23 protein-coding genes, 1 tRNA gene and 1 pseudogene are annotated in these 25,060 nt (G+C 57.9%); 16 read left to right on the top strand and 9 right to left on the bottom strand.

What is annotated here, in order from left to right; genetic code table 11:
* Positions 1–123 precede the first annotated feature (123 nt).
* From MUN84_RS24690 to MUN84_RS17370, 6 genes and pseudogenes are all read left to right on the top strand, one after another.
* A pseudogene (locus MUN84_RS24690) lies at positions 124–1,544 on the top strand (dicarboxylate/amino acid:cation symporter).
* A 364-nt stretch (positions 1,545–1,908) separates the two neighbouring features.
* Complete coding sequence (locus MUN84_RS17390; protein ID WP_244695269.1) at positions 1,909–2,547, top strand: hypothetical protein; 639 nt, start codon at positions 1,909–1,911, stop codon at positions 2,545–2,547.
* A gap of 371 nt (positions 2,548–2,918) precedes the next feature.
* Positions 2,919–3,797 carry a T9SS type A sorting domain-containing protein gene (locus tag MUN84_RS17385; RefSeq protein WP_244695268.1) on the top strand — a complete coding sequence of 293 codons (879 nt, stop codon included), beginning with the start codon at positions 2,919–2,921 and terminating at the stop codon, positions 3,795–3,797.
* A gap of 158 nt (positions 3,798–3,955) precedes the next feature.
* Entirely contained in the window at positions 3,956–4,528 is a 573-nt protein-coding gene (locus MUN84_RS17380; protein WP_244695267.1) for a hypothetical protein, read from the top strand.
* Between the two features lie 157 nt (positions 4,529–4,685).
* On the top strand, positions 4,686–5,387 hold the full coding sequence (locus MUN84_RS17375) for a hypothetical protein (RefSeq protein ID WP_244695266.1): 702 nt from the start codon (positions 4,686–4,688) through the stop codon (positions 5,385–5,387).
* Positions 5,327–7,024, top strand: a complete 1,698-nt coding sequence (locus MUN84_RS17370) for a hypothetical protein (protein ID WP_244695265.1) — start codon at positions 5,327–5,329, stop codon at positions 7,022–7,024. The genes MUN84_RS17375 and MUN84_RS17370 overlap by 61 nt, the downstream gene beginning before the upstream one ends.
* Before the next feature lie 190 nt (positions 7,025–7,214).
* Here MUN84_RS17370 and MUN84_RS17365 read toward each other — a convergent pair whose 3' ends face one another.
* The 3 genes from MUN84_RS17365 to MUN84_RS17355 form a co-directional block, all read right to left on the bottom strand.
* Positions 7,215–7,769, bottom strand: a complete 555-nt coding sequence (locus tag MUN84_RS17365; RefSeq protein ID WP_244695264.1) for a phosphatase PAP2 family protein — start codon at positions 7,767–7,769, stop codon at positions 7,215–7,217.
* 229 nt (positions 7,770–7,998) lie between these two features.
* Positions 7,999–8,080 (bottom strand) — tRNA-Leu (locus MUN84_RS17360).
* Positions 8,081–8,211: 131 nt separating this feature from the next.
* Complete coding sequence (locus tag MUN84_RS17355) at positions 8,212–8,928, bottom strand: phosphatase PAP2 family protein (RefSeq protein ID WP_244695263.1); 717 nt, start codon at positions 8,926–8,928, stop codon at positions 8,212–8,214.
* Between the two features lie 78 nt (positions 8,929–9,006).
* Here MUN84_RS17355 and MUN84_RS17350 point away from each other — a divergent pair, with 78 nt between their 5' ends.
* From MUN84_RS17350 to MUN84_RS17340, 3 genes are all read left to right on the top strand, one after another.
* Complete coding sequence (locus tag MUN84_RS17350) at positions 9,007–9,651, top strand: class I SAM-dependent methyltransferase (RefSeq protein WP_244695262.1); 645 nt, start codon at positions 9,007–9,009, stop codon at positions 9,649–9,651.
* A 142-nt stretch (positions 9,652–9,793) separates the two neighbouring features.
* Complete coding sequence (locus tag MUN84_RS17345; RefSeq protein ID WP_244695261.1) at positions 9,794–10,366, top strand: hypothetical protein; 573 nt, start codon at positions 9,794–9,796, stop codon at positions 10,364–10,366.
* A 10-nt stretch (positions 10,367–10,376) separates the two neighbouring features.
* Entirely contained in the window at positions 10,377–11,633 is a 1,257-nt protein-coding gene (locus MUN84_RS17340) for a PDZ domain-containing protein (RefSeq protein ID WP_244695260.1), read from the top strand.
* A 179-nt stretch (positions 11,634–11,812) separates the two neighbouring features.
* On the opposite strand, the gene MUN84_RS17335 is transcribed toward MUN84_RS17340, so the two are convergent.
* Together MUN84_RS17335 and MUN84_RS17330 are read right to left on the bottom strand one after the other, a co-directional pair.
* Complete coding sequence (locus MUN84_RS17335) at positions 11,813–12,544, bottom strand: Bax inhibitor-1/YccA family protein (RefSeq protein WP_244695259.1); 732 nt, start codon at positions 12,542–12,544, stop codon at positions 11,813–11,815.
* 97 nt (positions 12,545–12,641) lie between these two features.
* On the bottom strand, positions 12,642–13,295 hold the full coding sequence (locus tag MUN84_RS17330; RefSeq protein ID WP_244695258.1) for a hypothetical protein: 654 nt from the start codon (positions 13,293–13,295) through the stop codon (positions 12,642–12,644).
* Between the two features lie 353 nt (positions 13,296–13,648).
* On the opposite strand from MUN84_RS17330, the gene MUN84_RS17325 reads away from it, so the two are divergent.
* The 7 genes from MUN84_RS17325 (at position 13,649) to MUN84_RS17295 (ending at position 21,028) form a co-directional block, all read left to right on the top strand.
* On the top strand, positions 13,649–13,987 hold the full coding sequence (locus tag MUN84_RS17325; RefSeq protein ID WP_244695257.1) for a hypothetical protein: 339 nt from the start codon (positions 13,649–13,651) through the stop codon (positions 13,985–13,987).
* Positions 13,988–14,162: 175 nt separating this feature from the next.
* A complete protein-coding gene (locus MUN84_RS17320; RefSeq protein ID WP_244695256.1) occupies positions 14,163–15,179 on the top strand; it encodes an MBL fold metallo-hydrolase in 1,017 nt (338 codons plus the stop codon).
* A gap of 133 nt (positions 15,180–15,312) precedes the next feature.
* A complete protein-coding gene (locus MUN84_RS17315) occupies positions 15,313–16,794 on the top strand; it encodes a sodium:solute symporter (protein ID WP_244695255.1) in 1,482 nt (493 codons plus the stop codon).
* A 177-nt stretch (positions 16,795–16,971) separates the two neighbouring features.
* Entirely contained in the window at positions 16,972–17,463 is a 492-nt protein-coding gene (locus tag MUN84_RS17310; protein ID WP_244695254.1) for an energy transducer TonB, read from the top strand.
* A gap of 84 nt (positions 17,464–17,547) precedes the next feature.
* On the top strand, positions 17,548–19,374 hold the full coding sequence (locus MUN84_RS17305) for an ABC transporter ATP-binding protein (RefSeq protein ID WP_244695253.1): 1,827 nt from the start codon (positions 17,548–17,550) through the stop codon (positions 19,372–19,374).
* 105 nt (positions 19,375–19,479) lie between these two features.
* Positions 19,480–20,031 (top strand): hypothetical protein, encoded by a 552-nt coding sequence (locus MUN84_RS17300; protein ID WP_244695252.1) that lies wholly within the window; start codon positions 19,480–19,482, stop codon positions 20,029–20,031.
* Positions 20,032–20,134: 103 nt separating this feature from the next.
* Positions 20,135–21,028: a DUF2911 domain-containing protein gene (locus MUN84_RS17295; protein WP_244695251.1), complete on the top strand. Its 894-nt coding sequence runs from the start codon at positions 20,135–20,137 to the stop codon at positions 21,026–21,028.
* Between the two features lie 123 nt (positions 21,029–21,151).
* Here MUN84_RS17295 and MUN84_RS17290 read toward each other — a convergent pair whose 3' ends face one another.
* From MUN84_RS17290 to MUN84_RS17275, 4 genes are all read right to left on the bottom strand, one after another.
* On the bottom strand, positions 21,152–22,861 hold the full coding sequence (locus MUN84_RS17290; RefSeq protein WP_244695250.1) for a sodium:solute symporter: 1,710 nt from the start codon (positions 22,859–22,861) through the stop codon (positions 21,152–21,154).
* The gene (locus tag MUN84_RS17285) at positions 22,858–23,001 is read right to left on the bottom strand and encodes a hypothetical protein (RefSeq protein WP_244695249.1); all 144 of its coding nucleotides are present in this window, start codon (positions 22,999–23,001) and stop codon (positions 22,858–22,860) included. The genes MUN84_RS17290 and MUN84_RS17285 overlap by 4 nt, the downstream gene beginning before the upstream one ends.
* A gap of 41 nt (positions 23,002–23,042) precedes the next feature.
* Entirely contained in the window at positions 23,043–23,648 is a 606-nt protein-coding gene (locus MUN84_RS17280) for a phosphatase PAP2 family protein (RefSeq protein ID WP_244695248.1), read from the bottom strand.
* A gap of 65 nt (positions 23,649–23,713) precedes the next feature.
* Positions 23,714–25,003 carry an NEW3 domain-containing protein gene (locus MUN84_RS17275; protein WP_244695247.1) on the bottom strand — a complete coding sequence of 430 codons (1,290 nt, stop codon included), beginning with the start codon at positions 25,001–25,003 and terminating at the stop codon, positions 23,714–23,716.
* Between the last annotated feature and the right edge of the window lie 57 nt (positions 25,004–25,060).

The raw sequence follows: 25,060 nt of genomic DNA, 5'->3' as shown, positions 1-25,060 counted from the left end.
TTCTTGTGGCAGCGCCTTTTTTCCGCTACCAGCCGGAAGCTCCGGGGTGGGCCGCACTACTCCGCCTGCAGAAACCTATCTTTGTGGCATTCCCGCTATTTCCTTTTCCCTGAACTGCCGCGCATGAAGTTTTCGCGACTCGCCCCCCTTGTTCTGATTCTGTTTCTGGTGGCTGCCTTCTTGACGGTGGCCGCCGCTCAGGGCTGGCTGGCCCTCGACCCCGTTATTCCCATGACTGCCCGCTGGCTGGCCATCCTGGCCACGGTGGCCCTGGCCGTGCAGCGCCGCTCCATCACCTTCTGGATTGTGGTCAGCATGTTGGTCGGCGCCGAAATTGGCCACGACTTCCCTACCCAGGCCGTGCAGCTTAAAGTGCTCAGCGACGTGTTCTTGCGGCTGGTGAAAACCATCATTGCGCCCCTAGTATTCGCTACCCTGGTGGTAGGTATTGCCGGCCACGCCGACCTGAAGCAGGTGGGTAAAATGGGCCTAAAAGCACTGATTTACTTCGAAGTTGTTACCACTTTCGCCCTGTTTATTGGGTTGGGCGCCATTAACCTGACCCGCGCCGGCGAAGGCGTGGACCGTAGCGGCATTGCCGCCGACACGGAGCAACTGCAAACCGTGAAGCAAAGCACTTCGGATATAATCCTGCACATCTTCCCCGAAAACATTGCTAAATCGGTGGCTGAAGGGCAAGTGCTTCAGGTGGTAGTCTTTGCCATCATCTTCGCCATTGGCCTAGCCATGGTGCACCAAAAGCACCGCCAGCCCCTGCTGCAAGTAACGGAAAGCCTGTCGGAGGTGATGTTCAAGTTCACCAACGTGGTCATGTTCTTTGCCCCGCTGGGGTAGGCGGCGCGCTGGCGTACACGGTAGGTAAAATGGGCTTTGCGCCCCTGCTCAACGCCTTTAAGCTGCTGCTGACTTTGTACGGTGCGCTGGCCGCTTTTGTGCTGGTGGTGTTGGTGCCCATTGCCCTGATTGCCCGCATTCCACTCAAGCGCTTCGTGCAGGCCATTGCCGAGCCGGTGAGCATAGCATTTGCTACTACCTCCTCGGAGGCGGCCCTGCCCCGGGCCATGGAGGCCATGGAAAGCATTGGGGTACCGCGCCGCATTGTGGCCTTCGTAATGCCCACAGGCTACTCTTTTAACCTCGATGGCACCACGCTTTACCTTTCCCTGGCCGCAGTATTTGTAGCTCAGGCCGCGGGGGTAGAGTTGTCGTTCGGTCAGCAATTAGTAATGGTATTTACCCTGATGCTGACCTCGAAGGGCGTGGCGGGCGTGCCGCGCGCTTCCTTGGTAATTCTGTTGGCTACGGTGGCTTCGTTTAACCTGCCAGCCTGGCCCGTATTCATCATTCTGGGTATTGATGCGCTGATGGATATGGCCCGCACCGCCGTAAACGTAATGGGTAACTGCCTGGCCACGGCCGTGGTAGCCCGTTGGGAAGGCGAATTCGTGGACAACTACGTGGCCCCCGACCCAGTGCTGGACCTGGCCGAAGCTGATAGCGCCCTGGCGCATCAGCCTCACTAATACATAAGCGTTGAGCCCAAGCACGTTTACTTACCCCTGCAGTGGGTAAACACCAAAGCGAAGGGAGGATAACATTCTACTCTTTGGGCCGATTTTCCTCACCTGATCAGTTTCCATATTCTTTGCTAGCAAAACGCCTTGTAGCTATCCACGCCACGAGGCGTTTTGCATTTAGCCATCATTGGTTTACATTCCTGCAATAACTCCACTTTCAATACAGGAAAATTTATATATTTTAGTTTTATATCATAAATCAAATCCTATTCTTCTGGCGTTCTTCTGCTGTAATTTTGTATTCCGCTGGAGCGGTAGGAATTTGATAATGATACACATGACTCGTTTTTACCCCCATGCTGTTGTACTGATGCTAGGCTTAGGGCTCGGCAGCTGCAAATCCGCCGAAAAGGCGGTGTTTCACACGGTACGCTCCAACAACTCTGTAGCCCTGGGCCGCCTACCCCAATTAGATGCGGTAGTGGAGCCCGGCCCGCTCAACACCACGGAAGGCGCCCTCCCCGACGACGCCAGCAAGGTATTTCGACAGGAGCTGTCCTTCCATTTCGCTGAGCCGCAACCCGACACGGTTAAGTTTGGCTTTGCCAAGCTGGTTGTCACCCAGGCGGAGGTGCAGCGCACCGGCCGGGTCCTGCAGGCTTTCCAGATGCTTACTCTCATGACTCCCAGCTTGCTGGGCATGCCCCTGGAGTGGTACCGCACGAATGTGAAAGCGGAAGTACAGATCATCAACTCCAAGGGGGAAGTAATCGGCACGTATGCCGGCACCGGCCGCAGTAAAGTGCGGGTGGCCATGTACCACGGCTACAGCCAGACCAAAGCGGCCCGCCTCTCCGACGTGCAGGCCCTGCGCCTAGCCCTCGACCAGATTCGGCCCCAACTGGATGCCGACGCCGATACTTTACGTAAGCAACTGGTAAGCTCCGGGCCCCTGGAAGAAATTATCGGTCAGTCAGCGCAATCAACTGACACAACCGGAGTAAACTAACCCAGCGGCTTTCTTCTTGGCATTAGTTGCCTTCCCCGCGCACCCGGCCTACCTATCCGAGTGCGCGGGGAATTTTTATGTGCACCTGACCCCACGCACTAAAAAAGACACATCCGAAAGCTTCCGCTTCCGGCTGTTATTCTGAGCAGAAACGAAGAACTTGGGTTATTCTCCAGAAGGTAAACTCGGATTCTTCGTTTCTGCTTGAGGCGCAGAATGCTCGGAATGACAGGTGCGAAATATAGGGAAACCGCTTTGGAGCAATCTGAAGCGGTTTTTTCTTGCCCTGATTAAACCCTGCCGCAGTGGAGGCATCTATGCTAGTGAATCCGGATACTACCTCATTTTCCCACACTAGCATTTCACTATGTATGAAAGCCATTACGCTCGCCTTGGCCTTGTTCCTGCTCCTAGGAAACTCGGTCGTGCAAGCCCAGAACACGCAGGCCCACCAGGGCGCTCCTGCCCGCAAGGAACTCCGCGAGTACTACCAGCAGAATGTGCTGCCTACGGTGCGCCAGCAGCGGCAGAAGCTGGAGGCTCAGCTGACCACCTCCGACAAAGCTCAACTCACGCTTTACCGGGCCCAGCTCAAGGAAACTCGTCAGAAAGGCAAAGCGCTTCGCCAGAGCCTCCGCCCCGCTGGCACGCCCGCCGGCACCCGCCCCGAGCTTACCGAAACGCAGAAGCAACAGCTCCAGCAGCTGCGCGCCGAAACCAAGGCCATACTGCAGAATGTAAGCCAGCTGGCTCAGAAGTACGAAGGCGACATTGCCAAGCTGGCGCAGGAAGTACAGCCCCAGCGCGAAAAATGGGCGGCCGACACCAAGGCTATTCTGGCCCGCACTGCTACGCCTGAGCAGCAACAAAAACGCGCCGCCTGGTTGGGCAAGCGCCAGCGCCACGCGGGTACCCGCCGGTATTTCCAGCCCGTTACCTTTCTGCTGCTCAACCCTAATGCTTCCGCGAAAGCCGCCGCTGGAGTTGAGCGTACCAACAATTTAGGCGTGTATCCAAACCCGGCCGTGAGCACCAGCCAACTGGAATACGGTGTAAAAAAAGCGGGCCCGGTAACCGTAGAGCTGCTTGATGGCCGCGGTAACACCCTGCGTACGGTGGCCCAGGAAACGAAAGTGGAAAAAGGCGAGCATACCTTGGCAGTGAATGTAGCAGACCTGCCAGCGGGCACGTACTACTTTAAAATTACTACTTCTACCGGCTCAGAAACTCGCCGCTTTGTCAAGCAGTAATCGGGTGCACAAGCAGCCAATATCTGGGCTGCGAATCCGTTAGATAAGCCGGTTGGCCTGCGCCAGCCGGCTTATGCTGCTTTTAAAGGCTGGCCTCGGGGCCACCTTTCCACTTGCTGCCGTGGGTGGCCAAGGGCAGCCCATTATCTTTGCGCCCTATGCTGCGTTCCGTTTTTACCTGGTTATTGGTTTTGGCTACTACCGTGCTAATGGCGGCCTGCTGTGGCTCCGTATCCTGTGAGTGCGAAGATGCCTACGCGGATGCCATTGGGTTAACTTTCAGCCCCACCGATTCTGCCTCAACTAATCTAGCCCAAGGTTTCCGCTCAGCCCAGCTCACTACCGTGTTTTTGGTACGGGTACCCCGCGATACGGCCCAACGCCCCAGCGCCGATACGATAGCCATTACTCGGCCCCGCGCTACGGTGTACACTCAGCCTATCGTTATCAACAACGCCGCTCCTTTCACCCAGACTGGTAACCGTCGGCTTGATCAGTACACTTACAAACTTTACCTGGCGCCCAGCCGACGGGCAGCAGCCACCTACACCTACCTCATTACCGACATCAGCCTTACTACCGACTACCAGGCCGATGGCTGCTGCACCTGCTACCAGAACACCCGCAAGCAGGTAGTGACAACGAATAACAAAGGGGTTAGGCAGCAGTTTGATTTAACTGATCCGGCTGCCAGCAACCAACTCGTCCCGATTGTTCTAACCCGCCAATAGTAGCTCCCAAGCGCCACAGTAACTACGGCTAGCCGCCAAGCCGGTTCCCGGATGACTTATGTATCGTTCCCCTTACCGGGGTACGACCGCCAAGCAGGAACAACCGTATAGAGGGTAGCGCTATTTCTCTGCCGTACCTGTTCAGTAGCCTGGGGTAGTGTCGCTGTTTATTATGCTGAAAGAACCTACCGCGGCCGTTACGCCTACTTTTCCGTTTAAAACCACGCTCAGCCTGGAGCCGCTGATTGACTACTGGCGCGCCGGCGAAGAATCCCAGAACGTAGGGGTAGCCATGCTGGCCCGGGCCGTGAGCGAGCAGGTAGCCAACGCCGATTGGTCGCGCGGGACCATCACGGACCTGAAGCTGCTGGAATGTAACTGCGACTTAGTAGAGGCGCTGATGCTGGCCGTGTTTCCGCCGGCTTCCTTCGATACAGACATTGCCGGGGCCATTGCACCGTTTCAGCGCCACAGCTTTTACCATACCCCGCGCTTTGCGGAGGTGCTGCTGAACCCGTCTAAATCCATCAAGCAGCCTTTAAATATTGATATGCGCACGCTCGAGGTGTACACCACCCGCATGGCGTATCAGTTAATTCTAGAGAAGATTTACGGGGTGCACCTACCCCTGCAGGGCACCATCATCTTTACCGTGCCCGATTATAGCATTGGTCTTTACCGCCACTATGGGGTAGAGTTCAATTCTACCTTCGTGCAGATTCGGGTGCACGGCGACAAGCCGGAGCTGACTCCGCAGCAGCTCGACCAACTGGCCCGCAACCCCCACCGCGCCGATTTGTGGCAGCAGATGCTACCCCCGAGCACTTTGAGCTGGTGGGTTTTAACATTCTGCACCTAGTAGATGTAACGGAGCAGGAAATATTATCGGAGCTGAAATACGACCTGCTGGAGCGGGACGTGCTGCAGGCCTCCGACCGGTTGGAGCAGATTCAGGAAAAGCTACGGGTGCTGTTTGGACGGCCGTTTCTGCAGCTGGGCATTGCGGCCTACGATGAAAAGAAGCGAGCTTTCGTGGATTTCGGGCGCAAAATCAACCACAGCTTCCTAACCAAGCAGCTCCACAGCCCCGACGCCGGCTCCGGCTTCCGGCAGATTTACAGCCGCCTCTGGGCCGACCGTCAGCCCCTGGTACTGGAAGATGTGGAGCAAGCCGACATCCCGGAGGACCTGCGCCAGCAGATTCTAAGCCTGGGCATCCGCTCCGCCATTCTGGCACTGCTACCCTACGGCGACGATATTGTGGGGCTGCTGGAGCTGGGCTCGCCCAACGTGAGCGACCTGAACGAGTTCAGCCTCGAAAACGTGAACCAGTTTGTACCCTTGTTTGCGGTGGCGGTAAAGCGTAACGCCGAGGATATTCAGACGCGGGTACAGGCCATTATCAAGGAGAAGTTCACGGCCATTCACCCCACCATGGAATGGCGCTTCACCGACGCGGCCCAAAACCTGCTCCAGAAGCTGGAAGACGGCAACAAAGGTGCAGAAATGGAGGACATCGTGTTTCATGATGTGTACCCCTTGCATGGCTCCAGTGACATCCGCGGCAGCAGCACGGCCCGCAACGAAGCCATTCAAGGCGACCTGATTGAGCACCTCACTCTGGCGGGAAAGGTGCTGAAGAAAGCCTCCGAGTTTCAGCAGCTACCTATTTTGGATGAGCTGAAGTTCTACGTTAATAAAAACCTGCGTCGCCTGCGCCAGGGCATTCTGACCGGAGATGAGGTAAGCATTTTCGAGTCGCTGAGGACGGAAGTAGAGCCCTTGTTTGAATACCTGGGTCAAAACAACGCGGAACTGCGGCCCATTATCAGCCAGTACTGGTCCAACATCGACCCTGAGTTGGGCATCCTCTACAAGCGGCGCAAAGCCTTTGAGGAAACCACTACCCTGCTCAACGACGCCGTCAGTAGCTACCTAGATGAGGAGGATGCCAAGGCTCAGGCCATGTTCCCGCACTACTTCCAGCGGTTTAAAACCGATGGCGTGGAGCATAACATTTACGTGGGCGCTTCCTTGGTAGAGAACAAGCCGTTTGACTTGGTTTTCTTGAAAAACCTGCGTTTGTGGCAGCTTCTAGTGATGGTAGAAATCACCCGCCGCACCGCCGCGCTCAAGCCTACCCTACCCGTGCCGCTGGAAACCACTCAGCTCATTCTTATCCATAGCCAGCCCCTGAGCATTCGCTTCCGTCAGGATGAGCGCCAGTTTGATGTGGACGGGGCCTACAACATCCGCTACGAAATCATCAAGAAGCGCATCGACAAAGCAACCGTGCAGGGCACCGGCGAACGGCTTACCCAACCCGGCAAAATTGCCCTGGTGTACTCTCAGCAGCGCGAAGCCGACGAGTACATTGAGTACATCGACTACCTCCAAGACCGGGGCCTGCTGGAACCCGAAGTAGAACACCTGGAGCTAGAGGAACTGCAAGGCGTTAAAGGCCTACTGTCCTTACGGGTACAGGTGAAACTGTAATTTGTATTGGCCGAGATACCGACGTCATCCTTCTTGGCCACCGTGCTACCCTTCTAGCGTGACCAGCCCTTACCTCCAACACGGACGTAAGGACTGGTCACTTTATCAAGCTAGTCACAACTGAGAAGAAGGCTTGCTTCGTCACTGGCTTGATGTGCCACCTGCTCGCCAGGACGCTTCGCTTACCATCTTACAATTTCACTTCTTCCCGCCACCAAAGCCGCAGGGCGCTGCGCAACAGAATCAGCCAGAACAAACCCGCCGCAAAGCCTGCAGCCACGTCGGTAGCGTAGTGAACGTGCAAGTACACTCGGGTTAAGCCGATGAGCACGGCAAACAGTAGCAGCAGAATAGCCCAGGCCGGGTGGCGGCGGTGACGCCACAGCAGCCAGGCCAGGCAGCCGTACAGAGCCAGACCAATCATAGCGTGGCCGCTGGGAAAGCTTAACCCCTGCTGAAACACCAGGGCCGAGCTAGGCCTAGCACGCTGGAAGTGGGTTTTCAGAAGTTGATTTAGCAGTGCCGCGCCGGCCACAGCCAAAAATACCTCCAGCCCTTCCCGGCGGTGCCCCCGCAGGCGCAGCGTAATCGGAATGCCGGCGCCGGCCACCACCAGAAACGGCAGGGAGGCAAAAAAGGTAAGGCCTGCTACCAGCGGGGTGAGATTGGGACTAGCAGCACGCAGGGCATCCATCTGCTGAAAAGCCCACTCATCAAACTGGACCGAGTGCGCAATGAACACCACTCGGGTTAGGTAGAAAAACAAAAGCGCCGCCCCAGAAATACGCCACCAACTACCGCTACTTCAACGGTCAGGAAGCTAAAAAGCGCAACAAACCGAGCAGGGAGAAACTTCATATAGCGCAGGGGTAGCAAGCTGCCCGAAAGTACGCCAACCACGCTCAGACTGGCTAACCACCAAGCCAAGAAAAGGCCCAAACAAAAAAGCCGACCCATTTCTGGATCGGCTTTCGTGCGCTCGGAGAGACTCGAACTCTCACACCTTTCGGAACTGCCGCCTGAAGACAGCGCGTCTACCAATTTCGCCACAAGCGCAGCAATTTTATCATCCGACTACCACAGTGGGGGTCATTTGATGCTGCAAAGATAGGTGGCTTTTTTGACGTGTGTCAAGCTTTGCTGCAAAAAAACCCGAAAAATATCTGCCCAAATATTTCGATTCTGCTCTATGTAGGCTGTTTTTCAGCTGATTGCAGCTGGTTTTTGAATTGTTTTTTTACTAGCATCTCCACCTTTTTCAGTAGCGGAATAGCTACTATCAACCAAGCAGCTCCGGCCGTAAAGCCCGCCAGTACATCCGTGGCGTAATGCACCCGCAGGTACACGCGCGTTAAGCCAATGAGTAAGATAAGAACCAGCAGTGCGGCTACCAGGGCATAGCGTGGCCCGGGCCGGCGCACGTGCGTCCACACCAAATAGATGAGCAGGCCATAGAATGAGGCCGATATCATGGCATGCCCGCTGGGAAAGCTCAGGCCCGAAGCCGACGTAAGGGGCAGCAGTGGGCGGGGCCGCTGGTAGAGCTGTTTCAGCACCAAGTTCAGCGTGATGCTACCCAAGGCAACGACCGGGATGAGCAGGGAATACCAGCGGTGGCGCCGCACCAGCAGAAACCAATTGATGAGTAAGCCAGCCGCCCCAGAAATGAAGTTGCGGGAGGCCAGAAACGTTACTCCTTCCACCCACTGCTGCCGCTCGGCCCCCAGCATTTGCCTTGACCAGCGGAAAGCCTGCGCATCAAACGTGGCGGCGTCCTGGTCGAACACCTCCCGGCCCAAAGCCAGAAAGATGACGACGCCCAGCGTACCCAAGGCCAGCGTGATGGCAAACTCCGTCAGAAACAAGGTGATGCCGGCCAGCAACCGGCGCAGATGACTAGTCATAGCCTCTGCATACGAAACCAGCGCCGGTTTGGCGGCCAGCGCGGCTTTACTACCCCGAATATGCGGTTAGCTTTGTGCATGCCTCGCCCTACTGATTCGGGTTTTGATGTTGTGGCTTCCTTCTATGACCCGCTGGCCCGGCTGGTGTACGGACGCGCCTTGCAACGGGCCCAGGAGGCTGCCCTGGATGCAGGTTTGACCAGCGGTAGGCCCCGTGTCCTCATCATCGGCGGAGGTACAGGCTGGGTGCTGGGCCAGGTGTTGAAGCGCCAGCCGAAGGCGCGGGTGGTGTACGTGGAAGCATCGGGGCGTATGCTGGCCCGCAGTGAAGCTTGGGCCCGACGGCACCTACCCCAGCACCTCGGCCAGATTGAGTTCCGGTTAGGCACCGAGGCCTGTCTGCCGCCGACGGCCTGCTTTGAGGCCGTCGTTACGTTCTTTTTTCTGGACTTGTTTACGCCCGTCCGCCTTCGGAGCATCACAGCGCGGGTAGGCGCCGTGCTCGTTCCCGGCGGCCGGTGGCTGCTGGCTGACTTTGCCCGGCCCCGCAGCTGGTGGCAGCACACGTTGCTTAAGCTGATGTACTGGTTTTTCGGGTTCACGACGGGTATCAGCGCCCGGCACCGGCCCCCAATTGAAGACGAGCTAGCCCAGTTGGGACTGTCACCCCAGCTCGCGGGTCAGTTCTTCGGCGGTATGGTAGAAGCCAGTGTGTGGCAGTAATAACTAGTTGGAAAAGCGACGAGAAATGCGCCTACAGCTTATTTCGAGGCTGAGCTTGGGCAATTCTGACAAATAACTGCTTTAGCTCTGGTCAAGACCTGTTAGGTTAGCGTTTCCTTTCTTCTTCTCTATTTCTTTGCGTATGATCATGCGGAAATTCGCCGCGCTGTGGCTGCTGGCCCTGCCCCTGGCGTTCAGCCAACCAGTTCAGGCCCAGGCTCCGGTTCAATACAAACTTGCCTTCCCAAATGCGGTGCACCACGAAGCCCGCATTATAGCCACGTTTCAGGAGCTGCCCGCCGGGCCTCTGCAAGTGCGCATGGCCCGCTCCTCCCCTGGCCGCTACGCCCTCCACGAATTCGCCAAGAACGTGTACGACGTGCAAGCTACTGACGCTAAAGGCAAGACTTTGACTGTGAGCCGCCCCGACCCCTACGGCTGGACTGTGGCCGGGCACGACGGCACGGTGATTTTCACTTATACCTTGTTTGGTGACCGAACCGACGGTACCTACGCCGGTATTGATGCCCGCCACGCCCACCTGAACATACCGGCTACCCTGGCCTACGCCCAGGGCCTAGAGCAGCGCCCGGCCCAGGTTACGTTTGTCCTTCCCAGGGCTGGGCGGTGGCCTCCCAGCTACGGCCCGACGCAACCAATGAGGTCTGGATGGCTCCCAACCTGCAGTACCTCATGGACTCGCCTACCTCCCTAGGCCCCAGCAGGTGCGCTCTTGGCAGGAGCAAGGCAAAACCATTGAAATGCACGTGCTACACGAGGGCACGCCGGCCGAGCTCGACGCTTACGTGGCGCAAACCAGGAAGGTAGTCAAAGAAGCCGCCGCCATTTTCGGGGGCTTGCCCGACTACGACTTTGGACGTTACACCTTCGTAGCCAACTATCTGCCCCAAACCAGCTCCGACGGCATGGAGCACCGCAACTCCACCAGCCTCACCAGCAACCGCCCCCTGCGCGGCTCCGGTGCCCTGGACAACCTCGGTACCGTGTCGCACGAATTTTTTCATAGCTGGAACGTGGAGCGCCTTCGTCCTCAAGATTTGGAACCCTTTGACTTTCAGCGGGCCAACATGAGCAGCAACCTGTGGTTTGCTGAAGGCTTTACGCAGTACTACGGGGAGCTGCTATTGCGCCGAGCCGGCGTGTATACCGACGAGCAGTACTGCCAGGAAGCTCTCAGTGGCATTGTGGACGCCATGCTGACCATGCCGGGCCCCAAGCGCTATTCGCCGGTGCAGATGAGCCAGCAGGCGCCTTTCGTGGATGCCGCCGCCGCCATTGACCCCAACAACCGCTCGAACACTTACCTGAGCTACTACTACATTGGGGCAGGCAATGCACTGGCCTTGGACCTAGAGCTGCGCCAGCGTTTCAAAACCGACCTGGACACCTACATGCGCACGTTGTGGCAGCAGCACGGTGCCCAGCAGAACTACGCCCCGGCCAAGCCCTACACCCTGCGCGACCTGCAGCGGGTGCTGGGCGAAGTAACCAAGGACACAACCTTCGCCGGCCAGTTTTTCCGCCAGCACATTACCGGGCATGAGTTGCCCAACTACGAGGCCTTGTTGGCTCCGGCCGGCCTGCTGGTGCGCCGGGCCCAAGCCGGTCAGGCTAGCTTGGAGGCCCGCTTGCAGTTCAACCCTGACAGCAGCGCCACCTTGGGTAGCACGCTGCTAGGCAGCCCGTTCTACCTCGCGGGCCTCGACCGAGAGGACGTGGTACTGAAGCTGGACGGCCAGAAGCCCACCAATGCCAAGACCGTGCAAACCTTTCTCTCTACCCATAAGCCCGGCGACGTGATACAGGTGCAGGTGCGGGCCCGGGACGGAGTGCGGACCGTGCCCATCACCCTCCAGGAAAACTCCGACCTGGCGGTAGTACCTTATGAGCAGGCTGGCCGGCCACTGTCCAAAACCCAAAAGAAGTTCCGGGCGGCTTGGCTTAGCGGTAAAGCCAAATAGAACGAGCACCATTTAGTCGGTCCCCGAAAACGGCTATTCGTCGCCTGACTTTTCCCGCTATATCCGGTACAGATAAGCCCCTACCCTCGCGCAGAGAGTAGGGCTTGTTCTGTATTTATGCTAGAAAGATAAAAGGTGAGCGGATAGCTAGTGTCAACTCACCTTCCATCACCTCACAGCTACCGCCGCCGACCGAAGATGCGGAGCAGCAGCAGGAACAGGTTGATGAAATCGAGGTAGAGGATGAGGGCACCTAGTACGGCCGCTTTACGGTCGGTGGCTTCATCTTCGAGGCCCATGAAAGCCAGCATTTTCAGCTTCTGAGTGTCGTAAGCAATAAGGGCCACAAAGACGATGACGCCAACGAAGGTAGCAACCCAGTACAGCACCTCACTGTGCAGAAACAGGTTCACTACGGACGCCAGAATCAGCCCAATTAGCCCCATCATCAAGATGTTACCCCAGCGGGAAAGGTCCGTGCGCGTGAAGTAGCCGTAGAGGCTCATGACGCCAAACGTACCAGCCGTGATAAAGAACGTGGAGGCAATGGAGCCCATAGTGTAGGCCAGGAAAATAACGCTCAGCGTTACCCCACTCACTACCGCGTAGGCCATGAACACGCCCGAGGTAACGCCCACTGACCATTCCAGGGCCTTGCGTGAGAGGAAGCTTACCAGCAGCACTTCCACCAGGAACAAGCCCAGAAACACGCCGATATGGTTAAAAATAAATTCCAGGGCCACCTCAGAAGATGCCACCAACATGGCTACACCGCCAGTTAAGGCCAGGGCTCCGGCCATCCAGCCGTACACTTGCTGCATAAAGGCGCCCTGAATCCGGGCCGCGTCTTCGGCGCTGATGCGGAGGGTAGGCTGCGTGTTTTGTTGCTCGTCGGGTACAAATTCTTCCATGGAAGCGGTTAAAAGAAGGGTTAGAATAATGCTGTTGTTCGGGCCAAAATACAAGTTTATGCTGTCATTTGACCAGGGCGCTGAGCTTTTGCCTCCGTTAATCGTCTAACAGGAACCGAGACGCCAAAGCCAGGAGGAAACATACGCTGCCCAGCACCAGAATACGGAAGCCGTGGGCCCGGTCGCGGGGCTGGAAGGCCAGCACCTGCTGGCCATTGGGCAGTTGCTTTTTGTGCGAATACAGGTGCCAGCCAATAAATACGGCCACAATGCCGCCGAGCAAGGCCATGGCGTAGCCAAACAGAATCCAGGCCTTTTGTGACGGTTCGGGCCGGGCCAGATCCTGGAGGCGCTGCTGGCGCAGGCGCTCCATTAGGGCCGGACTCACGTCGTGGCCGCGCTGGCGCAAGATGCGGCGGGCCAGGGCCACATCGAAGCTGTTCCACTCATCGGGCTTGAGCAGCACATCGAGGAGTTCCTCGTCGGAGAAGTTAAACAGGTAGTGGTCGGGAGCAGCGCTGGCCGTTAGCGCATCGTTGGCGTCCAGTTCTAGGGTTTGCGCAACCTCAAAATCCTCGGGCCGCAGCTGCACCACGAAGTAGGAGCTGGTAGGGTTGAAGGCAAACGACGGATCGATGCGAGGCTGGTCGAGCTTGGTTTCGTAGGGAATGTTGTGCTGATGCAGCAGTTGGAGCAAGGGCTGCGCTACTTCCACGTTCGCAAAGCGCTGGTAAGATTGAAATTCCGCCATAAACTTGACTATAACTTTAAAGCGAAGTTGGCTGTTTTTTCGGACCCGGGCACGCTGACGGGCCGCCCGGCGTTTCGTACCTTAGTTGCCGGTTCACCCAACGGCTCCGGCCGCCTCGCTATGCTTCGTTTTCTTTTCCTTCTGCCTTTTGGTGTGCTCCTAATGGGAGCCGCGCAGGCCCAGGTGCAGCCCGAGGTGCCCGCACCGCGCCTGGGGCTCCGGCCTTCGTATAGTCTGAACGCCGGCGCCATGTTTGCGGGCCGCTACGGCTCGGCTACCTACCTCAGTCCCACCGTATCGGTGCCGGTTACGCCGCGCTTGTCCGTGTTCGGGGCGTTACTTACCTGCGCACGGTGCCGGGCAGGGCCTATGCTCCTTTCGGAGAAGGTAACCGCCTGGCCACTACGACCCAGAACCGCTACCTGCTGCAGGGCGGCGGTCAGTATGCACTGTCGCCGCGGCTGCTGCTCACAGGCTCCGCCTGGAAAGACCTTACCCCTACCGCTGGCGCACCAGTAAACCCCTACGCGGGCTTTGGCGGCAACCTGGGCTCTGGCGTGAACCTGCGCGCCGACTACCATATCACGGAGAATTTCTCTGTCTCGGGCGGGGTGCGTGTCAGCAACGGAGCCAGCACCTACCCTGGAGCTTACTCGCCGCTGTACAATTCGGGTGCCCCTTTTGGGTTTTAATATTCCGACCGAGAAGCATTTGTCATCCTGAGCGCAGCGAAGGACCTGCTTACGCCAGCCCGAGCCGTTCGTACGATTACCGGGCTGGCGTAAGCAGGTCCTTCGCTGGGCTCAGGATGACGGCTTTTTAGCGTTTCTTTGACCGATTTCTACCGCTTCTTTTCTGCCGCGCTTCATGGCCTCCACTCCCCGCTTTGTCAGTAATCCTCAACTGCCCATTATCAAAAAAGGCTACCTCGGTAATAAGATGATAGGGGCTGAGTACTGCAACGGAGAGGAGCTGTACGAGCCCAGCTTCGGCACAGTCATTAAGTGGCAGCTAAGTGAGAATCCGCAGAAGGAGGAAAAGAAGACCGATACCTGGGTGCCTGAGGTAGTAGACTGCACAGCTTTTCTGCAAAGCCAAGATGAGGGCTTAGTATGGCTAGGACACGCCTCGTTTCTGCTGCGGGTAGCGGGCAAAACCCTGCTCTTCGACCCGGTGCTGTATTCGTCCCTGGGGCTGCGCCACCGCCACCCCCTACCCTGCCGACCCGAAGACCTCACCGGCCTCGACTACCTGCTGCTCAGCCACGGCCACCGCGACCATCTGGATGAGAAGTCGGTGAAGCTGCTGGCCCGCCAGAATCCGCAATTGCGGGCGTTTGGGCCCCTGGGTATGGCGCGGCTGGTGCGAGGCATGGCCCGTAACCTGCCCGTGCAGGAGGCTGGCTGGTGGCAGCAGTTCGATTTGGGCCCCGAGGCGCCGTTTGAACTGTTTTACCTGCCTGCTTCGCATTGGCACCGCCGCGGCTTGTTCGATATGAACCGGGTGCTCTGGGGCTCCTTTCTGCTGCGCCTACCCGATGGCCGCACCATTTACTTCATGGGCGACACGGCCATGGGCGGCCACTTCGAGGAAATAGAAAAGCAGTTTGGGCCCTTAGATATTGTACTGCTGCCCATTGGGGCCTACAAGCCACCCTACATGATGCAGCTCAGCCATGTAAACCCCCATGAGGCAGCCAAAGCGGCCAACTTGCTGCGCGCCGGCCACCTCGTGCCCATGCACTACGGCACCTTCGACCTCTCCGATGAGCCCGCCTCCGAGCCCATCCGGGAGCTGCAGTTAGTGGCTAATGGCCAGATGCTGCGCGGCGAGTTGCACGTGCCGGCCGTGGGCCAGGTGCTCCGCTGGGCGGAGTGGGAGTAGGAAGCGGACTATTAGCTTTTGGCTATTAGCTGTTAGCTTTGATGTCTGTTTGCTGACGTTGCTACGCGTACTGGTGTTTGCATCCTTACCCGAAAAAGCCAACAGCTAACAGCCATCAGCTAATAGCTAACAAATGTCCCCTACCCTTGTGCTGAGCCTGATTGCGGGCTACTTCGTGGTCCTCATCATTATTGCCTACCTCACTTCCCGGAAGGCTACCAGCGAATCGTTCTTTATTGCCAACCGCAACGCGCCCTGGTACATGGTGGCCTTTGCCATGATTGGCACCTCGCTGTCGGGGGTTACGTTTATTTCGATTCCGGGCATGGTGGCCTCCCAGAGCTGGAGCTACATGGCGGTGGTGTTGGGCTACACGGTGGGCTACGTGGTAATTGGCACGGTGCTCATGCCGCTCTACTACCGCATGCGGCTGGTGAGTATTTACACCTACCTGGAGCAACGGTTTGGCTTCTGGAGCTACAAAACCGGGGCTTTGTTTTTTTTGATTTCGCGGGCGGTGGGGGCAGCGTTTCGGCTGTTCCTGGTGGCGGGCGTGCTGCAGTTTGCCGTATTCGACCAGCTGGGGGTGCCGTTTGCCGTTACCGTGTCGGTCAGCATCTTTCTGATTTACCTGTATACCTTCCGCGGGGGCCTCAAAACCATCCTCTGGACCGATACTTTCCAGACCATGGCCATGCTTGTGTGCGTGGCCGTGAGCATTTACCTGATGGCCGATGAGCTAAACCTGGGCTTTGCCGGATTGGTGAAAACGGTGAAGGAAAGCGCCATGTCGCAGGTGTATTTCTCTGACCCCAAGGACGATAAGTTCTTCTGGAAGCAGTTTGCCTCCGGGGCCTTCATTACCATTGTGATGACTGGCCTCGACCAGGACCTGATGCAGAAAAACCTGAGCTGCCGCAACCTCCAAGACGCCCAGAAAAACATGTTCTGGTTTACCATTGCCATTGTGCTGGTAAACGTGTTTTTCCTTTCCCTGGGCGTGTTGCTGTATCAGTTTGCGGCCGCCAAAGGCATTGCCCTACCTACCAACCCCACTACCGGCAAAGTCATTGGCGACAATGTATTTCCGCTGCTGGCTACCAACCACTTCTCGCTGTTTGCGGGCATCGTGTTTATCCTGGGCATTATTGCCGTTACCTATGCCTCCGCCGATTCGGCCCTGACGGCGCTTACTACCTCCTTCTGCGTGGACATGCTCGTTATCAGCAAGTACCCGGAGGATCAGCAGAAGCGCATTCGGCAGTATACCCACTTCGGCTTCTCGCTGGTGCTCATCGTCATCATCCTGATTTTCCGGGCCATCAACGACCAGAGCGTAATTACCTCCGTGTTTAAAGCCGCCGGCTACACCTACGGGCCGTTGCTGGGGCTGTATTCCTTCGGCATTTTCACTAGCCGCGGCCTGCACGACAAGCTGGTGTTACCCGTGTGCATTGTGGCACCCCTGCTGACGTGGTTTATTAACGCCAACTCAAAAACCTGGTGGGGCTACGAATTCGGGTTTGAGATTCTGATTCTGAACGGATTGCTTACCTTCCTGGGCCTGCTGGCAATTTCGCGCGCCCGCAATCTGGAATTGAACCCTGTTGCATAGGGGTTGTTTAGAGAGCGTACCTTTGCCTTGTGTAAGAGTCCGTTGAGCGTCATGCAAAGGCGCAGCCGCCGCAATTCGCCCGGCTGACGTTGGCAAGCACGATGTTTCGGCTGCACTGCTGCACAATGCGCCGGGGTTCGACTTTTCTACCACGCCACGACCTACCTCACCAACCCTATGAAACATCTGTTCTTCCTCTTTCTGCTCGTAGCTTCGGCCGCCGGTGCAACGCAGGCCCAGCAAACCACGTCTGGCTCAACCATTACCAAGCAGCCCATTGAGCTGAAAGCCAACCGGATGCAGCCCCAGGCCAAGCCAGCCCCCAACCGCCCCGACGCGCCCCCGCAGTTTCCGGGCGGGGCCCAGGGGCTGAACACGTTTTTTCAGCAGAACTTAAAGTATCCGGAAGCGGCCAGCGTCAAGCAAATCAGCGGCAACGTGGTCATGACCTTTACCGTGGAAGCCGATGGGCACCTGACCAACCCTTCCGTGGTGCAGCCCCTCTCCCCGGAGTGCGACACGGAGGCCCTGCGGGTGCTGGGTCAGATGCCCTCCTGGAAGCCCGCTACCCGCAAGGGCCAGGCCGTTCCTACCCAGGTGCGCCTGCCCATCCCGTTCGGTAACTCCGAGGGACTGAAGGTAGAACAGGGCAAACCGAAATTTGAATAACTAGGAAGCGAGAAAGCAAGAGCTTAACTATTCTATCGTCTACCGCTTAGCTCTCAACTTCTCGCTTTCACCTTTTACTACACAATGGCCCGAAGTGGACTCAACAGTAGTGGTACCGATGTGAATTCGGAACTGCCCAAAAAGAAACTAACCAAGCAAAGCTTTCAGCAGGGGCTGCGAATTTTTCGCTTCACCCTACCCTACCGCGCTAAGTTCAGCATCGGCACGGTACTCCTGACGCTGTCCAGCGCCACCACCATGGCCTTCCCCTGGATTATTGGCAAACTTGCCGATACGGCCAGCGGCAAGCCCTTGATACTGCCTAACGGCTCGGCCGTGACCATCAACCAGATTGCCCTCGGCTTTGCGGTTCTTATTCTGTTGCAGGGCCTGTTCTCCTTTGGGCGCATCTGGTTTTTTACCCAGGTAAGCGAGTTCACGGTGCGCGACATTCGGCAGGCGCTGTACCAGAAGTTCGTTTCCCTACCTATTCCTTACTTCGAGAAGAACCGGGTAGGCGCCATTACCTCGCGCATTACCTCCGACGTGGGCATCATTCAGGACTCATTTTCCCTGACTCTGGCCGAGCTGTTTCGGCAGGTAATGACGCTGATTGCGGGCATCGTGTTTATCATGGTTGTGTCGGTGAAGCTGTCCATGTTCATGCTCCTGACGTTTCCGCCTATTGTGGTGCTGGCCATGGTGTTCGGCAAGAAAATCAGGGTGCTGGCCAAGACTACCCAGGACGAGCTAGCCAAAACCAACGTCATCGTGGAGGAAACCCTGCAGGGCATTAACACCGTGAAGGCATTTACCAACGAGCAGTTCGAAACTGGCCGCTACACCGCTTCGCTTACCAATACGGTGCGGGCCGCCCTGAAAAGCAACCTCTACCGCGGCGGGTTCGTGTCCTTCGTGATTATTGGCTTGTTTGGCGGCATCGTGCTAGTGCTGTGGCGAGCCGCTACCCTGGTGCAAGCCGGCCAAATGACCATCGGCGACCTAACCCAGTTTGCCTTGTACACCATGTTTATCGGGGCTTCAGTGGCGGGCCTGGGCGAGCTGTACGGCAAAGTGCAAAGCACCCTGGGTGCCTCGGAGCGCATCCTGGAAATTCTGGATGAGCCTACCGAGCTTACCCACCAGCCCGGCGCTCTACCCCTGCAGGTGCGCGGCGACATTGCCTACCGGCACGTGGCGTTCAGCTACCCCACCCGCCCCGATTTGCCCGTACTCCAGGATATTAGCTTTGACATTCAGGCCGGGGAGAAGATTGCGCTAGTGGGCCCGTCGGGAGCCGGCAAATCCACGATTGTGCAGCTGCTAATGCAATTCTACGAGTTAAGCGGGGGTAGCATAGTGGTGGATGGGCGCGACATCGGGCAGTACGACCTCACGGAGCTGCGCCGCCACATTGGCATTGTACCCCAGGAAACCATGCTGTTTGGCGGCTCCATCCGGGAGAACATTGCCTACGGCAAGATTACCGCTACCGACGAAGAAATTGTGCTGGCGGCCCGCAAAGCCAACGCCTGGCAGTTCATCAGCTCCTTCCCCGAAGGCCTGGATACGCTAGTGGGCGAACGGGGCATTAAACTGTCCGGGGGCCAGCGCCAGCGCATTGCCATTGCCCGCGCCATCCTGAAAAACCCCGCCATCCTCATCCTCGACGAAGCCACGTCCTCCCTCGACAGCGAATCGGAAAAGTTGGTGCAGCAGGCTATGGATGAGCTCATGCAGGACCGCACCAGCATCATTATTGCCCACCGCCTCAGCACCATCCGCAAAGTTGACAAGATTCTCGTTATCGATGGCGGCCGCATCGTGGAGCAAGGCACTCACGATGAGCTGGCCCACAGCGAGAATGGCCTCTACGCCAACTTGCTGAAACTGCAATTTGAGCTGACGTAAACTGCGCTGAGTACAGTATTTCGAAAGGGCGAAGTCGCGGCTTCGCCCTTTTTCATGCCCTCCCGCGTCGGGAAGTTGCGGCGGGGTGCGCTACTTTCGCGGGCTATGCCAGCTTACGCCCCCAACATACCGCCTACCTTGCTCCTGCCCCACGTTCAGATGACGGCCGAGGACTACGTGGCCATAAACTTTCGATTGTGGAAGGCGCGTCCGGCGACACGGCGAGCCCAGTGGCTTTTGGGCGCGGCCATGGCGCTCCTGGCCTTAAGCGTGGGGCTGGAAGTGCGGGAACAGGGCAGTATTCAGAACTGGTCGACGGTGGTGTTGCTGGCGGTAGCGGTGCTGTACGCCGCGTTCCGGATGGCACTGGTGCGCTACCAATTGCGCCAGGGCTACGCCCGCAACCCGGCCGCCCCGGCGCCGATTGACTTCACGCTGAACGCCAAGGAAATTCGCGGTAGCAGCTCGCAAGGCTCTTTTTCTACTTCCTGGGCCCACGTAAAGCGGGCCGTATGGGTGCAGCCCCAGTGGCTGCTGCTCTACCCCAATGACGCAGCCTGCTACTACCTCAACCTGCACTGCTTGCAGGCCCCGGCTACCCCCGCCGACGTAGAACAACTCCTGCACCAACACCAGATTGTTCTTCACCGCCTATAAACCAACCCGATTGCAATTAGTAGTTGGCTAAATTTCTGAGCTATGTGCCGGTTTTAGCTATTTTTACTTCGCAATTCATTCTCTCTCACTTGCCGTTTTTGCCATGTCAACCTCGACTTCCCTGACGCTTACTTCCCGCTCCCTGGGTGCTACCCTGCTAGTAAGCGGCCTACTGCTGGCCAGCGCCGCCCAGGCCCAGATCAGCACGCCCGCCGCCAGCCCCAAAAGCACCATTCAGCAGCGCGTGGGCCTCACCGATATAACGCTGGTGTACTCCCGCCCCAACCTGCGCGGCCGCGCAGCCTTTGGTAATCTGGTGCCCTTCAGCAAGCGGTGGCGCACAGGTGCCAACGCCACCACTAGCATTAAGTTTTCGGACGACGTGACGGTAGAAGGCAAAAAGGTACCGGCCGGCGAATACGGCATCTATACCATCCCCGGCAAAACGGAGTGGATTGTGGTGCTGAACAAGAGCACCAAGATGGGCGCCAACGTGGATGGCTTCAAGGACGATGAGGACGTAGCCCGCTTCACCATCAAGCCCTACAAGCTGGCCTCCAAGGTGGAAACCTTCACCATGAACTTCACGGACCTTACTCCCGCTACCGCCAACCTGGACATGCAATGGGAGCTGACCGGCGCTAAGTTCAAAATTGCCACCGACGTAGAAACCAAGGTGATGGCGCAGATTGACGAGAAAGTCATCAAAAACGCCAGCCCGAGCACCGGCGACATGGCCGCGGCCGCCGTGTACTACCTCGACAACGACAAGGACCTGAAGCAGGCCCTGGCCTGGATGCAGAAGGCCAATGCCACCGATCCTAAATTCTGGAACGTCCTCACCGAAGCCAAAATCCGCATGAAGATGAAGGATTACAAAGGCACCGTAACGGCAGCCGAGCAGTCCAAGAAGCTGGCCCTCGAAGCCAAAAATGCTGATTACGTTAAGATGAACGAAGACCTGATTATGGAAGCTAAGAAGGCTGGTAAACTGTAGTCGTTTGTCGCTGACTACCCACAAAAAGGCCCTGGACTTCACGTGAAGTTCAGGGCCTTTTTGTGGGTAGTAAACGGTGTACTTGCGCTGTTATGCCAGCTGGGCACGGCAAGGAAGCAGAACCTATCCCGGATGCGAAATTTTTGCAATGGAGCCTGTTTGGCGCGGCCACAGCAGGCTGCCCAGCACCACTACCCCGCACCCGAGAATGTTGTACCAGAGGTAGCCGATTTCCGTGGTGAAAAACAGCACCAGCACCACCAACTGCGCTACTACCGCCGACCAAAACACGGCCTTGCTGCCCACCGATTTTAGGAAAAAGGCCACCATGAAAATGCCCAGGATGGTACCGTAAAACAGGGAGCCAAGGATGTTCACGGCCTGAATTAGGTTTTCGAGGCGGGCAGCGAAGGTAGCAAAGCCGATGCCCAGCACGCCCCAGGACACGGCCGCCAGCCGGGAAGCGCCCACGTAGTGCGTTTCAGACAGGTCGGGGCGGCGGGGCTTGTATAGGTCGACTACTGTAGTGGAAGCCAGAGCGTTGAGGCCAGCGGCGGCGGAGCCCAGGGCGGCACTCAGCACCACGGCAATCAACAAGCCCACCAAGCCCCGGGGCAGGTAGTTCAGCACGAAGGTTAGGAATACGTAGTCGGTGTCCTTGGCTTCGGTGGAGGGCACGGCCTTTTTCAGCAGGGCCTGGGCCTCTGTGCGCAAGCCCTGGGTGGCAGCCTGGGTAGCCTGCACGTGAGTTTGAGCGGCGGCCGCGGCTTCGGAGTTATCGGTTTGCAGGGCCGTTACCAGCGCGCTGGTTGCGTGGCGCCGGGCCTGAAACAGGGTAGCGTGCTGGCGCTCCAACTCCCGCAGAGCCGGGCCGTACTGCTCGGAGTGGGCCACCTGAATGTAGACGGGCCGGTTGAAGGTAAGCGGGGCCAGGTTGAACTGGTAGAACACGAACAGCAGCACGCCCAGCAACAGAATCCCGAACTGCATCGGAATTTTGAGCAGGCCATTCATGAGCAAGCCCAGGCGGCTCTCCGTGATGTCGCGGCCGGTCAGGTAGCGCTGCACCTGGCTTTGGTCGGTGCCGAAGTACGAGAGGGCCAGAAACAAGCCGCCCGTCATGCCCGACCAGAAATTGTAGCGGTCCTTGGGGTCGAAGTGAAAATCGACGAGGTTGAGTTTGCCCTGATGACCAGCCAGGCGTAACGCATCCGTAAAGCCCACTTCGGCCGGTAGGTAGTGCACTAGCAAGTAGCCAGCCACCAGCAGCCCCACGAAAATAACCAGCACCTGCCCTTGCTGCGTCACCATGACGGCCCGCGTGCCGCCCGACACGGTGTAGGCAATCATGATAATGCCCAGCAGCCAAACGGTAAGGTGAATATTCCAGCCCAGAATGGCCGAGAGCACCAGGGCCGGCGCGTACAGGGAAAGGCCGTTGCTGAGCCCGCGCTGCACCAGAAACAGCAGGGCCGTGAAGGTGCGCGTACGCCGGTCGAAGCGGCCTTCCAGGTATTCATAGGCCGTAAACACCCGCAGGCGGTGGTAAATAGGCACCGCGAAAATGGCAATCAGCACCATGGCCACGGGCAAGCCAAAGTAGAACTGAATAAAGCGCATGCCGTCGTCGTAGGCCTGCCCAGGTGTACTTAGAAAGGTAATGGCCGAGGCCTGGGTGGCCATGATGCTCAGCCCGATGCCCCACCACGAAGCCTGCCGCCCACCCAGCAGGTAACCATCCAGGGTGTCGCCGGCCCGGCGCGTGCGCCAGGTGCCGTAGCCCACAATGAATAATAGCGTGCCGCCCAGCACCAGCCAATCTAGCCCGCTCATGCAAACAGCCGCGTCAGGTAGGTGAAGAAGGCAACTTCCGCCACCAAGGCGGCCAGCACCAGCCAATACCAGGCGCGCCAGGAGGGTAGGCCGGGCGGCTTGGGATGCTGCGGTTCAGAAACGGAGGAAGGCAAGGACACGGGCGGTAAAAGCGGGAAAATGAAAAACGAAAGATACGTAGTCAACGGGCATTCGGCGCAGGAGCCCCGGCGGGTTTTGGCCGCAACCACCATGTCCCAATTTCGATGCTGCAGGCAAGCAGCAGCGCCAGATATCCGGCTCCTACCACGTCGCTGAGCCAATGAGCTTCCAGCGCCACCCGGCCCGCCGCTACCAGCCCCACCAGGCCCAACAAAGTCGGCCGCAGCTTCGGAAACCGTAGCGCCAGGGGTAGCAGCAAACCCGCCACCCACGCCGTGTGGCCCGAAGGAAACGCATCAAACCGACCAACTGGCTGCCAGAAACTGGCATTGGGCGCATGATGGGCGAATACATCCAGCGGGCGGGGGCGGTTGCTGAATAGTTTCAGGAGGTTGCCCAGGCCTTCGCTCCCTACCATCGTGAGCAGCACAACCAGCCAGATGGTAGCATGGGGCAGGCGCCGCACCCAACTCAGCAGAAAAAGCAGGAGCAGCAACAGCCACGCCCCAGGCACTCCTACTAGGCTAGGTACATGGAAAAGCCACGACAAGTAATCGGTTGCCAGCATTACACCGGCAAAAAACGGCCGGAGCGATTCGCCAGGCTGGTGTAGCCACACGGCCAGGGGCACGTCTACCCATTTCATCAGCAGGAGAATGATGGGGGAAGTACACAGCGCGATTAGCAATAGGCGCAGACAATAGCGGATAGTCATATCAAGAATAGGTGCAGAGGCGCGACACCTCGCGGCTTCTCGTTGAACGGTCTAGCCCAAACAACGTCAGCAACGAGGAAACGCAACGGGGCGCGCCTCTGCAAGCGAGCGGGCCAGCTATTTGCCCAATGACACCATGTTGGTGAGCAGGCGGTAGGCACCGGGCACCCCGGCGGGCAGTTCCCGGAACAACGAAAGACCGGTGTAGATGTAGTGCCCCTTGCCATAGTTGGCCACCAAAATGGCGCTTTCCTTGGCTTTCTCGCCGGGGTCGGCGGAGCTGATGACGGGTTGGTACTTGGGGTCCCAGGCACTGGGTAGTACAGGCCCTGCTCCTGCACCCAGCCCTCGAAGTCCTGGGCAGTGATTTTATTGGGCGAGTTCAGTAAGGGTTGCTGAGGATTCAGGAAGGTAACAGCCGCATTTTCTACCGTTACTCTATCGGAGGATAGGGTAAGGGGGTAGGGCCCGATTTGAGGAATGACGGTGCCGCGGTTGGTTACGTATTGCACCACCAGGTTGCCGCCGTTTTCTACGTAGCGGAGCAGCGTAGGCTGCAGGGTTTTGAGCCGGTCGACGGTATTGTAGGCCCGCACGCCCAGCACCACGGCATCGAAGCGGCGCAGGTTCTGGTCGGTGAGGTCCTCGGGCTTGAGCAGTGTGACGGTGTAGCCGATCTGGCGCAGGGCATCGGGCACCTCGTCGCCGGCCCCCATGAGGTAGCCGATTTCCTGGCCCTTGCGCTTAAGGTCCAGCTTCACCAGTGGGGCCACGGCCTCGGGGAAGAGCACCTGCGTCGGAATGTGGTTGTACTCGATGGCCTGGTAACCGCGCGAATAGGTTTGCCCATCCACGGTAGCTACGGCCCGTAGCTCGGTTTTACCCTCCTGTGCCCCTACCCCCGGCTGCACCCGAAACTGCACAGTTTGCTCGGCATCTTTACTGGCGAGGTCAAAGGTAAAGCTGGCTGGCTCCGACTTCCAGCCTTGCGGCAACGTCAAGGCCACCGAGCCTTTCACGCCCGCCTTGCCAGCGCGCAAGGTCACGGGAATGGTTTTGGGTTGGTTGTCGGCGAAGACGTAGGCGCGCCCGCCGATGTTCACGGCCACGGGCGGCACCACTACCAGCGGCCGGTACTTCTCCCCTTCTACCGGGTCAGTGCTTTTGTATTGGACTGGTACGGTGAGTTGTATTTTTTTCTTCTGGATTTCTACGGTAGCATCTACTGTTAAAGTAGGCGCATTTTCCGGTGTACCAATTAGCGACGGCTTATCAACTTGATACATGCCCACGCTAGATGGCCCCAACAACCAATAGGGTTGCGACACTGTAGCTTTCTGCTT

Source organism: Hymenobacter sp. 5516J-16 (assembly GCF_022919335.1).
In the GTDB taxonomy this organism is placed as follows: Bacteria; Bacteroidota; Bacteroidia; order Cytophagales; family Hymenobacteraceae; genus Hymenobacter; species Hymenobacter sublimis.
This window is presented reverse-complemented; position numbering and strand designations above follow the sequence as displayed.

Coding starts and splice junctions, on each gene's coding strand:
- MUN84_RS17390 (WP_244695269.1), top strand. CDS start 1,909: ATGCTAGGCTTAGGGCTCGGCAGCTGCAAATCCGCCGAAAAGGCGGTG.
- MUN84_RS17385 (WP_244695268.1), top strand. CDS start 2,919: ATGAAAGCCATTACGCTCGCCTTGGCCTTGTTCCTGCTCCTAGGAAAC.
- MUN84_RS17380 (WP_244695267.1), top strand. CDS start 3,956: ATGCTGCGTTCCGTTTTTACCTGGTTATTGGTTTTGGCTACTACCGTG.
- MUN84_RS17355 (WP_244695263.1), bottom strand. CDS start 8,928: ATGACTAGTCATCTGCGCCGGTTGCTGGCCGGCATCACCTTGTTTCTG.
- MUN84_RS17350 (WP_244695262.1), top strand. CDS start 9,007: ATGCCTCGCCCTACTGATTCGGGTTTTGATGTTGTGGCTTCCTTCTAT.
- MUN84_RS17345 (WP_244695261.1), top strand. CDS start 9,794: ATGATCATGCGGAAATTCGCCGCGCTGTGGCTGCTGGCCCTGCCCCTG.
- MUN84_RS17335 (WP_244695259.1), bottom strand. CDS start 12,544: ATGGAAGAATTTGTACCCGACGAGCAACAAAACACGCAGCCTACCCTC.
- MUN84_RS17330 (WP_244695258.1), bottom strand. CDS start 13,295: ATGGCGGAATTTCAATCTTACCAGCGCTTTGCGAACGTGGAAGTAGCG.
- MUN84_RS17320 (WP_244695256.1), top strand. CDS start 14,163: ATGGCCTCCACTCCCCGCTTTGTCAGTAATCCTCAACTGCCCATTATC.
- MUN84_RS17315 (WP_244695255.1), top strand. CDS start 15,313: ATGTCCCCTACCCTTGTGCTGAGCCTGATTGCGGGCTACTTCGTGGTC.
- MUN84_RS17310 (WP_244695254.1), top strand. CDS start 16,972: ATGAAACATCTGTTCTTCCTCTTTCTGCTCGTAGCTTCGGCCGCCGGT.
- MUN84_RS17305 (WP_244695253.1), top strand. CDS start 17,548: ATGGCCCGAAGTGGACTCAACAGTAGTGGTACCGATGTGAATTCGGAA.
- MUN84_RS17300 (WP_244695252.1), top strand. CDS start 19,480: ATGCCAGCTTACGCCCCCAACATACCGCCTACCTTGCTCCTGCCCCAC.
- MUN84_RS17295 (WP_244695251.1), top strand. CDS start 20,135: ATGTCAACCTCGACTTCCCTGACGCTTACTTCCCGCTCCCTGGGTGCT.
- MUN84_RS17290 (WP_244695250.1), bottom strand. CDS start 22,861: ATGAGCGGGCTAGATTGGCTGGTGCTGGGCGGCACGCTATTATTCATT.
- MUN84_RS17280 (WP_244695248.1), bottom strand. CDS start 23,648: ATGAAATGGGTAGACGTGCCCCTGGCCGTGTGGCTACACCAGCCTGGC.
- MUN84_RS17275 (WP_244695247.1), bottom strand. CDS start 25,003: ATGTATCAAGTTGATAAGCCGTCGCTAATTGGTACACCGGAAAATGCG.